A 9,280-nucleotide genomic window follows, 5' to 3' on the forward strand; every position below is an offset into this window, starting at 1 on the left:
GTGGCTGCGGGCCTGAGACCGCCACCCGCGCCGGCCGGGGTCAGTGGGGCACCGCGCCGACCAGTTCCGCCAGTGCCGTCGCGAGCCGGTGCAGTCCGGGACCGGCCGGTCCACCCGGCTCGGTCATGTACATGTCCCGGCGTATCTCCACCATCAGCGCACTCACCCGGGGCTCGGACCCGTAGTACTCCAGGGGTACGTACGTGCCGCCGAAGGGGCTGTCGAGTCCCGTCTCCCCGCGCTGCGCGAACGCCTCCCGGGCGGCCGAGAGCAGCTCGGGAGGCGTGTGGAAGGAGTCGGTGCCCAGGCAGACCGGCGGGCGCGGATCCTCGCCGTGCAACTCGTACGGCAGCCGGGCGGTGGGATAGGAGTGCACGTCGATGATCACGGCCCGGCCGGTGGCGGCGAGCCGGTCGGCCACAGCCTCCGTCATGGCCCGGGCGTACGGGCGGAAGTAGCGCTCGATCAGCGGCTCGGGGTCGAAGCCCTCGGGCCGCAGCGCGCCCCGGTGCGTGGTCCGCGTGTACACGGCGCCCATCCCCACGGCGAGCATCTCCTCCCGCTCGTCCGGAAACCGCTCCGGGTCGACGACCAGCCGCGAGAGCCGGTTGACGAACCGCCAGGGCGTGGCAACGGACAACCCGGCCGCCTCGGCGGCGATCCGCGCGGTGTGCGCATCGGTGATGTGATCCAGCTCCCGCTCCAACGCCTCGTCATCCAGCACGATGCCCGCGCGGACGTCGCCCGGTATGTCCCGGGCGGAGTGCGGCACATGCAGGATCACGGGGGAGTCGTCGGCACCGGGCAACAGCTCGTAGGAGGGCAGTGCGGCGGGGGACATCGGGCAGCTCCGGAGGCGTTGTCAGTGGCGTACGGCAGGATCAAGGTGCCACATCGACGAGCGAGCATCGATCAGGGGGATCCTCATGCCGATCAGTAACCAGCAGGTGGCCGGACACCCGTTTCTCAAGGGCCTGTACGGCGACGACTACTACCCCGATCACGTGCTGGACCGGGGCAGGGCGATCCTGCTGCGGCTGTGCGAGCGCATCGAGGCGGAGCGGCCCGCCGACCTGCCCGCGCTCTACGTCCTGACCCACGCCGCCACGGACGAGTTCAACGACCTGGAAGCCGAGTTCGATGCAGCCGGCAGCGAGATCGAGACCGTGGCCCGCGAGGAGATAGCCGAGGACTTCTGGTTCATCGCCACCGCGTACGGGTTCACCGAGGCGGACGCCGAGGAGCTCATCGCCACCCGGGAGTGGTGAGCCGTCCCGGCTGGTCGGGGTGGCCCGGCATGCGGCGTACTCACAGGCGTGCACACACCTCCGCCCCGGCCGGACGGTGCACCGGTCGGGGCGGAGACTGAGCGGGCCTCGAGGGGCAGGGCGTCAGCTCAGGGACGCGAGCGCCTCGTTCCAGGTGGCCGAGGGGCGCATGACCGCGGCGGCCTTGGCCGGGTCGGGCTGGTAGTAGCCGCCGATGTCGGCCGGCTTGCCCTGGACCGCGATCAGCTCGTCGACGATCTTCTGCTCGTTGGCGGCGAGCGTCTCGGCGAGCGGCGCGAAGGCCTTGGCCAGGTCCGCGTCGTCGGTCTGCGCGGCCAGCTCCTGCGCCCAGTACAGGGACAGGTAGAAGTGGCTGCCGCGGTTGTCGATGCCACCGACGCGACGGGTCGGGGACTTGTCCTCGTTGAGGAAGGTCGCCGTGGCGCGGTCGAGGGTGTCGGCGAGGACCTGGGCGCGGGCGTTGCCGGTGGTCTTGGCGTACTGCTCGAAGGACGGCACCAGGGCGAAGAACTCACCCAGGGAGTCCCAGCGCAGGTAGTTCTCCTTGACCAGCTGCTGCACGTGCTTCGGCGCGGAGCCGCCGGCGCCCGTCTCGAACAGGCCGCCGCCCGCCATCAGCGGGACGACCGACAGCATCTTGGCGCTGGTGCCCAGCTCCAGGATCGGGAAGAGGTCGGTGAGGTAGTCGCGGAGGACGTTGCCGGTCACCGAGATCGTGTTCTCGCCGCGGCGGATGCGCTCCACCGACAGCTTGGTGGCCTCGACCGGGTTGAGGATCCGGATGTCCAGGCCCTCGGTGTCGTGCTCCGGCAGGTACTGCTCGACCTTGGCGATCAGGTTGGCGTCGTGGGCGCGGGTGGCGTCCAGCCAGAACACGGCCGGGTCGCCGGTGGCGCGGGCGCGGGTGACGGCCAGCTTCACCCAGTCCTTGATCGGGGCGTCCTTGGTCTGGCAGGCGCGGAAGATGTCGCCGGCGGAGACGGTCTGCTCCAGGACGACGTTCCCGGCCTGGTCGACGAGGCGGACGGTGCCCGTGGTCGGGATCTCGAAGGTCTTGTCGTGGCTGCCGTACTCCTCGGCCTTCTGCGCCATGAGGCCCACGTTCGGGACGGAGCCCATGGTGGACGGGTCGTAGGCGCCGTTGGCGCGGCAGTCGTCGAGCACGGCCTGGTAGACGCCGGAGTACGAGGAGTCCGGCAGGACCGCGAGGGTGTCGTGCTCCTGGCCGTCCGGGCCCCACATGTGGCCGGAGGTGCGGATCATGGCCGGCATGGAGGCGTCGACGATGACGTCCGACGGGACGTGCAGGTTGGTGATGCCCTTGTCGGAGTCGACCATCGCCAGCTCCGGGCCCTCGGCGAGCTCGGCGTCGAAGGAGGCCTTGATCTCGGCGCCCTCGGGCAGTGCCTCCAGGCCCTTGTAGATGCCGCCCAGACCGTCGTTCGGGGTCAGGCCGGCGGCGGCGAGCTTGTCGCCGTACTGGGCGAACGTCTTCGGGAAGAAGGCGCGTACCACGTGGCCGAAGACGATCGGGTCGGAGACCTTCATCATCGTGGCCTTCAGGTGCACGGAGAACAGCACGCCCTCGGCCTTGGCCTTGGCGACCTGCTCCGTGAGGAACTCCCGCAGCGCGGCGACCCGCATCACGGAGGCGTCGACGACCTCGCCCTCGAGGACGGGGACGGACTCGCGCAGGACGGTGGTGGAGCCGTCGTCGCCCTTCAGCTCGATACGGAGCGAGCCGGCCTCGGAGATCACCGCGGACTTCTCCGTGGAACGGAAGTCGTCGACGCCCATCGTCGCGACGTTCGTCTTGGACTGAGGGGTCCAGGCGCCCATGCGGTGCGGGTGGGTCTTGGCGTAGTTCTTGACCGACGCGGGGGCGCGGCGGTCGGAGTTGCCCTCACGCAGGACCGGGTTCACCGCGGAGCCCTTGACCTTGTCGTAGCGGGCCTGGATCTCCCGCTCCTCGTCGGTCTTCGGGTCGTCCGGGTAGGCCGGCAGTGCGTAGCCCTGGGCCTGCAGCTCGGCGATCGCGGCCTTCAGCTGCGGGATCGAGGCCGAGATGTTCGGCAGCTTGATGATGTTGGCCTCGGGCGTCTTGGCGAGTTCGCCCAGCTCGTGGAGGGCGTCCGGGATCCGCTGGTCCTCGGTGAGGTACTCCGGGAACACCGCGATGATGCGGCCGGCCAGCGAGATGTCACGGGTCTCCACAGAGACACCCGCCTGCGAGGCGTACGCCTGGACCACCGGCAGGAAGGAATACGTCGCCAGGGCCGGGGCCTCGTCAGTGTGCGTATAGATGATGGTCGAGTCAGTCACCGGGTGCTCCGCTCCACGTCTGCAACATTGCTCGACATCAAGATATCTCGTGATCGTGGGTGCTGGGTCGTGGGGCCGGGATGACCGCGTCGGGCAGCGGGGCGCCGCCCTGCTGGATCGCCACCGTTCGCGTCGGGGCCGGGATGCGGATGCCCTCCTCGTGGTAGCGCCGGTGCAGGCGCTTGATGAACTCGTGCTTGATCCGGAACTGGTCGCTGAACTCGCCGACGCCCAGGATGATCGTGAAGCCGATGCGCGAGTCGCCGAAGGTGTGGAACCGCACCGCCGGCTCATGGTCCGGGACGGCGCCGGTGATCTCGGTCATCACCTCGGAGATCACTTCGAGGGTCACGCGCTCGACGTGCTCCAGATCACTGTCGTAGGCGACGCCCGCCTGGACCAGGATGGTGAGGTCCTGCTCGGGGCGGTTGTAGTTGGTCATGTTCGTCCCCGCCAGCTGGCCGTTGGGGATGATGACCAGGTTGTTGGAGAGGTTGCGGATGGTGGTCTGCCGCCAGTTGATGTCGGTGACATAGCCCTCCTCGCCGCTGCTCAGCCGGATGTAGTCGCCGGGCTGGACGGTCTTCGAGGCGAGGATGTGGATGCCCGCGAAGAGGTTGGCGAGCGTGTCCTGGAGGGCGAGTGCCACCGCCAGACCGCCCACACCGAGCGCGGTGAGCAGCGGGGCTATCGAGATGCCCAGCGTCTGCAGCACCACCAGGCAGCCGATCGCGAGGACCAGCACCCGGGTGATGTTGACGAAGATCGTCGCCGATCCGGCGACCCCCGAGCGGGACGCGGTGACCGTCCGGACCAGGCCGGCCACCATCCGGGCCGCCGCGATCGTCACGACGAGGATGAGCAGGACGGTCAGGCCCTGGTTGACGTTGCGCTGCACCGTCCTGGTGAGCGGCAGCGCCGCCCCCGCGGCCGCCGCACCGCCCACGATCGCGGCCCACGGCACCACGGTCCGCAGCGCGTCCACGATGACCTCGTCGCCGGTCCAGCGGGTGCGGTCCGCGTGCTTGCCCAGCCAGCGCAGCAGCATGCGCAGCAGGAACGCCGCCAGCAGGCCGGCGGCCACGGCGATTCCGGCGATGACCAGGTCGTGCATGGTGAGGTCGCGGTTCACCGGTCACCTCCGGGGAGAAGATCCGCGGGGAAGGTCCTCGCCGACGGCCGGATGTGAAGTCTCGTCACCTTGTCACCTGCTCGCTTCCGTGATGTGCGGTCGCACCGGACAGCCCTCTCGAAATCCGGCGCGACCGCTCATCCTGCCGTATCGGGCACGGGGGTTCGTACCTGGTCCGGCAGCCGGAGCGTGCCGCTCAGACGATTCCCTCGGCCAGTTCGGCCTGTTCACGGTCGTCGCCGTACGCCGCGGTGGTGGGCGTTCCGTACGAACGGCGGGCCGCGAACCACCACACCGTGGCGAGGACCAGTACGACGGCGAGGGCGACCGAGGCGTAGTTCATCGTGTCGACCGTCACCGGCGACGACTGCGGCAGGCAGAACAGCACCGTGACACAGGCCACCCACACCACCGCGATCCAGCCGATCGGCCGGCTCCATCGGCCCAGGTGCCACGGCCCGCGCTGGAAGCGGTCGCCGGCCCGGAGCCGCAGGAACACGGGGATGACGTAGGCGGGTGTGATGCCGATGACATTGATGGCGGTGACCGCGCCGTACGCCGTCGTCGAGTACAGGGACGGCAGGGCGAGCACACAGGCGACCGCCACCGACAGCCACACGGCGGCGACCGGGGTCTGGGTGCGGCTGCTGACCTTGCGCCACAGCTCCGAGCCGGGCAGGGCCCGGTCGCGGCTGAACGCGAACACCATCCGGCTGGCCGCCGCGACCTCGGCGTTGCCGCAGAACAGCTGGGCGACGATGACCACGAGCAGCAGCGCGCTCGCGCCGTCGGTGCCGAGGCCGTCGAGCAGGATCTGCGCGGGCGGCACCCCGGTCTCGCTGGCCCGCGTGGCGTCGTAGTCCTGGATGGCGAAGGTCAGGCCCGCGAGCAGCACGAAGCCGGCGATCCAGGAGACCCAGATGGCGCGGACGATGCCGCGGGCCGCCGACACCGACGCGTTGGCGGTCTCCTCGGACAGGTGGGCGGAGGCGTCGTAGCCGGAGAAGGTGTACTGGGCGAGCAGCAGACCGATCGCGGCGACGTAGACCGGGTTCTCCCAGCCGGTCTCGTTGACGAACTCGGTGAAGACGAAGGACGGCGACTGGTGGTGGTCGGGGACGATGGCCAGGACGCCGACGATGAGGGCGACACCGGCGAGGTGCCACCACACGCTGATCGAGTTGAGCACGCTCACCAGACGCACGCCGAACAGGTTCAGCGTGGCGTGCAGCAGCAGGATCACGACGAAGATGAGCATCGTCTTCTCCGGTGTCGGCTCGAAGCCCCACTGGAGGTTCATGAACGCGCCGGTGAACAGCGCGGCCCCGTAGTCGATGCCGGCGATCGCGCCGAGCAGGCCGAGCAGGTTCAGCCAGCCCGTGTACCAGCCCCAGCGGCGCCCGCCGAGCCGGTCGGCCATGTAGTACAGGGCGCCGGACGTGGGATACGCGCTGGTGACCTCCGCCAGCGCGAGCCCCACGCACAGCACGAACAGGCCGACACCCGCCCAACCCCACAGCATCACCGCGGGACCACCCGCGCCCATGCCGAAGCCGTACAGGGTCATGCAGCCGGACAGGATGGAGATCACCGAGAAGCTGATCGCGAAGTTGCCGAAGCCGCCCATACGGCGGGCGAGCACCGGTTTGTAACCCAGTTCGCGCAGGCGCTGTTCCTCGTCCTGTTGCTGGACCTGCTGCTGGGCACCGTCGGGGGTGGGGGGCATACGGAACCTCCAGGGAGGGGAAGGGGCGTCAGGGGCGTTGGGCGGCCGAGCGGCTGCGGGCGCGGGCCTGCAGGAAGACGTCCACGGCCTGGGCGTGATCGGCCGGATCGGAGGTGCGGCAGGCCCAGGGCAGGGGCGCGTAGTACGGGCCGATGGCATCGAACACCCGGGCCGCCTCCGGGAACTGGAGGGCGCCCCACAGGGCGTGGGCGAGGTGGTTGAGGTCCAGCGGGGAGCGTTCGGCGGCGGTGGTGAGCTCGAACCAGCCCTGGAAGGCCCGGCGTGCCTCCCGGGTGGCGTCCTCGGCGACCCAGTGCAGATCGAGCGCGGCGTCCCGCCCGCCGGCCCGCCGGTAGCGCTCGACCCGCACGTACAGCGGCAGCACATGCAGCGCGGAGCCTGGCGGTGCCCCGTCGGCGGCCCAGTGGGCGAAGCCGACCGCCTCCGCCAGCCGCCCCGACGCCGAGCGCGCGTACAGGAACTGCACCATGCGATGGTGGGCCTCACGGTTGTACGGATCGCGTTTGTGGGCCTGAGCCAGCAGCCCCCACGGGCCCGGCGGCAGCATCGGCTCCGGCGGCGCCACCCGGTGCTCGTCCCAGCGCTGCTCGCGGTCCAGCCGGGCCAGCGCCAGCAGGCACACCCACGGGACCGGGTCGTGCGGGGCCGCGCGGGACGCCGTGTCGCTCGCCAGCCAGGCCTCGTGCCACAGCTCCTGCGTACGGCGATGGTCGTCCCGGGCCGCCCGTAGCGCCCGCTCCACCCCCACCCGAGCCTGCATCACCACGGCCGGGACGCTGTCCGGTTCCTCGGCGAGCCAGGCCCGCACCACGTCGGTGCCGGCGGCCGCGGCGGCCAGGATCTGTGTGCGCTGGGTCCACTGCCCCCAGGTCGCGGTCTCCGCGAGCAGCGTGCGCATCGACATCCAGCGTCCGGTGCGCACCTCCTGAAGCGCAGTGCGCAGCGCACTGTCGGGTCCGGCGGGATCGTAGGCGGGTCGTGCTCCGTCTCTGGCCATCATCCCCCCGCCCCGGTCAACGGGCGGGTCCGGATGGCAGGGTGGAGTAACAACAGGGCTCCCCCGAGCGGCGGTTGAGGAGATCGCATGGTCGGCGGTCACTATAGAGGCGGAGGTTCCGCATTCACCTCCGCTTTCCCTGATCCTTGGGAACTGGCTCGTGTCAAAGTTCGATTGACGGTGAGTCAGCGCCGCTTGACGGGGCGTGGCGGGCGACGGCAGGCTGTCGAGCCGTGATCGCCCAGGAGCCGACAGGGGGTTCGATGACAGGTCCGGTGCTCGCCGTCGACCAGGGCACGTCCGGCACCAAGGCGCTGGTGATCTGCCCCGAACGCGGCGTCATCGGTACCGGATTCGCCGCCGTACGGCCCCGCTTTCTGCCCGGTGGCCTGGTCGAGGTCGATCCGGCCCAGCTGTACGACTCGGTGGTCGACGCCGGCCGCCGCGCGCTCGCCGAGGCGCGCGAGCCGGTCGTGGCGCTGGGCCTGGCCAACCAGGGCGAGACCGTGCTCGCCTGGGATCCCGGCACCGGGCGCCCGCTGACCGACGCGCTCGTCTGGCAGGACCGCCGCGCCGAGCCCGTGTGCGCCGAACTCGCCCCTCACCAGGACGAGTTGCGGCAGCTGACGGGCCTGCCCGTCGACCCGTACTTCGCCGCGCCCAAGATGGCGTGGATACGACGCAACCTCACCCGCGAGGGAGCCGTCACCACCAGCGACGCCTGGCTCGTCCACCGGCTCACCGGCGCCTACGTCACGGACGCCGCCACCGCCGGCCGCACCCAGCTGCTCGACCTCGACCGCGTCCAGTGGTCGCCCCGCGCACTCGACCTCTACGGGCTGTCCGGCGAACGCCTCCCCGACGTCGTCGACGCCGCCGGCCCCGTCGGCACCACCACCGCCTTCGGCCCGGAGATCCCGCTCACCGGCCTGATCGTCGACCAGCAGGCCGCCCTGCTCGCCCAGCACATCACCGAACCCGGCGGCGCCAAATGCACCTACGGGACCGGCGCGTTCCTGCTCGCGCACACCGGTGACACCCCCCGGCGCGGCAGCTCCGGCCTGGTCAGCTGCGTCGCCTGGCGGCTCGGCGGACGCACCGCCTACTGCCTGGACGGCCAGGTGTACACGGCCGCGTCCGCCGTGCGCTGGCTCACCGACCTCGGCGTCATCGAGGGCGCTGCCGACCTCGACCCCGTCGGCGCCTCGGTGCCCGACAGCGGGGGCGTCACCTTCGTCCCCGCACTGGCCGGGCTCGCCGCCCCCTGGTGGCGCGGCGACCTGCGCGGATCGCTCACCGGCCTCGGCCTCGACACCACGCCCGGTCATCTGGTGCGCGCCCTGTGCGAGGGCCTCGCGGCCCAGGTCGTCGACCTCGCCGACGCGGCGGCGACGGACCTGGGCAGTCCGCCGGCGGCGCTGCGCGTGGACGGCGGACTCACCCGTTCCACGCTCCTCATGCAGACCCAGGCCGACCTGCTGCAACTCCCCGTCGAGGTGTCCGCGCTGCCCGACGCGACCGCCCTCGGCGTGGGTGTACTGGCCCGGCTCGGCGCGGAGCCCGGCCTGACGGTCGCCGAGGCGCTGCCCGACTGGAAACCGGCCGCCGTGTACGAGCCCCGCATCACCGCCGACGAGGCCGCCGAGCGCCTCGCGGCGTTCCGCCGCGCCGTTGCCGCGCTCCTCGACGGGACGCCCGCATGACGGGAACCTAGACGGGGCAGCTCGACGTCCGCATGACGGGCGCCGAGACGGCGCAGCGCGAGGGCCGGACGACGGTCACCGAGCGGGGGC

General features: G+C 71.2%; 7 protein-coding genes. 2 read left to right on the forward strand and 5 right to left on the reverse strand.

Features of this window, described 5'->3' with window-relative positions; all coding sequences use genetic code 11:
* Window positions 1-40: 40 nt before the first annotated feature.
* Window positions 41-841: an N-formylglutamate amidohydrolase gene (locus tag ACTWQJ_RS38925; protein ID WP_443311159.1), complete on the reverse strand. Its 801-nt coding sequence runs from the start codon at window positions 839-841 to the stop codon at window positions 41-43.
* 85 nt (window positions 842-926) lie between these two features.
* Between ACTWQJ_RS38925 and ACTWQJ_RS38930 the strand changes: the two genes are divergently transcribed.
* Window positions 927-1,268: a DUF5713 family protein gene (locus ACTWQJ_RS38930; protein WP_385274569.1), complete on the forward strand. Its 342-nt coding sequence runs from the start codon at window positions 927-929 to the stop codon at window positions 1,266-1,268.
* A gap of 123 nt (window positions 1,269-1,391) precedes the next feature.
* On the opposite strand, the gene ACTWQJ_RS38935 is transcribed toward ACTWQJ_RS38930, so the two are convergent.
* From ACTWQJ_RS38935 to ACTWQJ_RS38950, 4 genes are all read right to left on the reverse strand, one after another.
* Window positions 1,392-3,611 (reverse strand): NADP-dependent isocitrate dehydrogenase, encoded by a 2,220-nt coding sequence (locus ACTWQJ_RS38935; RefSeq protein WP_443311160.1) that lies wholly within the window; start codon window positions 3,609-3,611, stop codon window positions 1,392-1,394.
* Between the two features lie 37 nt (window positions 3,612-3,648).
* The gene (locus ACTWQJ_RS38940; protein WP_443311161.1) at window positions 3,649-4,743 is read right to left on the reverse strand and encodes a mechanosensitive ion channel family protein; all 1,095 of its coding nucleotides are present in this window, start codon (window positions 4,741-4,743) and stop codon (window positions 3,649-3,651) included.
* A 196-nt stretch (window positions 4,744-4,939) separates the two neighbouring features.
* A complete protein-coding gene (locus tag ACTWQJ_RS38945; protein ID WP_443311162.1) occupies window positions 4,940-6,469 on the reverse strand; it encodes an amino acid permease in 1,530 nt (509 codons plus the stop codon).
* A 28-nt stretch (window positions 6,470-6,497) separates the two neighbouring features.
* Entirely contained in the window at window positions 6,498-7,487 is a 990-nt protein-coding gene (locus ACTWQJ_RS38950; protein ID WP_443311164.1) for a hypothetical protein, read from the reverse strand.
* 263 nt (window positions 7,488-7,750) lie between these two features.
* Here ACTWQJ_RS38950 and ACTWQJ_RS38955 point away from each other — a divergent pair, with 263 nt between their 5' ends.
* The gene (locus ACTWQJ_RS38955; RefSeq protein WP_443311163.1) at window positions 7,751-9,190 is read left to right on the forward strand and encodes an FGGY family carbohydrate kinase; all 1,440 of its coding nucleotides are present in this window, start codon (window positions 7,751-7,753) and stop codon (window positions 9,188-9,190) included.
* The last annotated feature ends 90 nt before the right edge of the window (window positions 9,191-9,280 follow it).

The sequence above is a fragment of the Streptomyces sp. KR55 genome (assembly GCF_052245645.1).
Taxonomy (GTDB): Bacteria; Actinomycetota; Actinomycetes; order Streptomycetales; family Streptomycetaceae; genus Streptomyces; species Streptomyces flavusporus.

Bases quoted from the DNA above. Each gene is read 5' to 3' on its own strand.
- ACTWQJ_RS38925 (WP_443311159.1), bottom strand. From the start codon at position 841: ATGTCCCCCGCCGCACTGCCCTCCTACGAGCTGTTGCCCGGTGCCGAC.
- ACTWQJ_RS38930 (WP_385274569.1), top strand. From the start codon at position 927: ATGCCGATCAGTAACCAGCAGGTGGCCGGACACCCGTTTCTCAAGGGC.
- ACTWQJ_RS38945 (WP_443311162.1), bottom strand. From the start codon at position 6,469: ATGCCCCCCACCCCCGACGGTGCCCAGCAGCAGGTCCAGCAACAGGAC.
- ACTWQJ_RS38950 (WP_443311164.1), bottom strand. From the start codon at position 7,487: ATGGCCAGAGACGGAGCACGACCCGCCTACGATCCCGCCGGACCCGAC.
- ACTWQJ_RS38955 (WP_443311163.1), top strand. From the start codon at position 7,751: ATGACAGGTCCGGTGCTCGCCGTCGACCAGGGCACGTCCGGCACCAAG.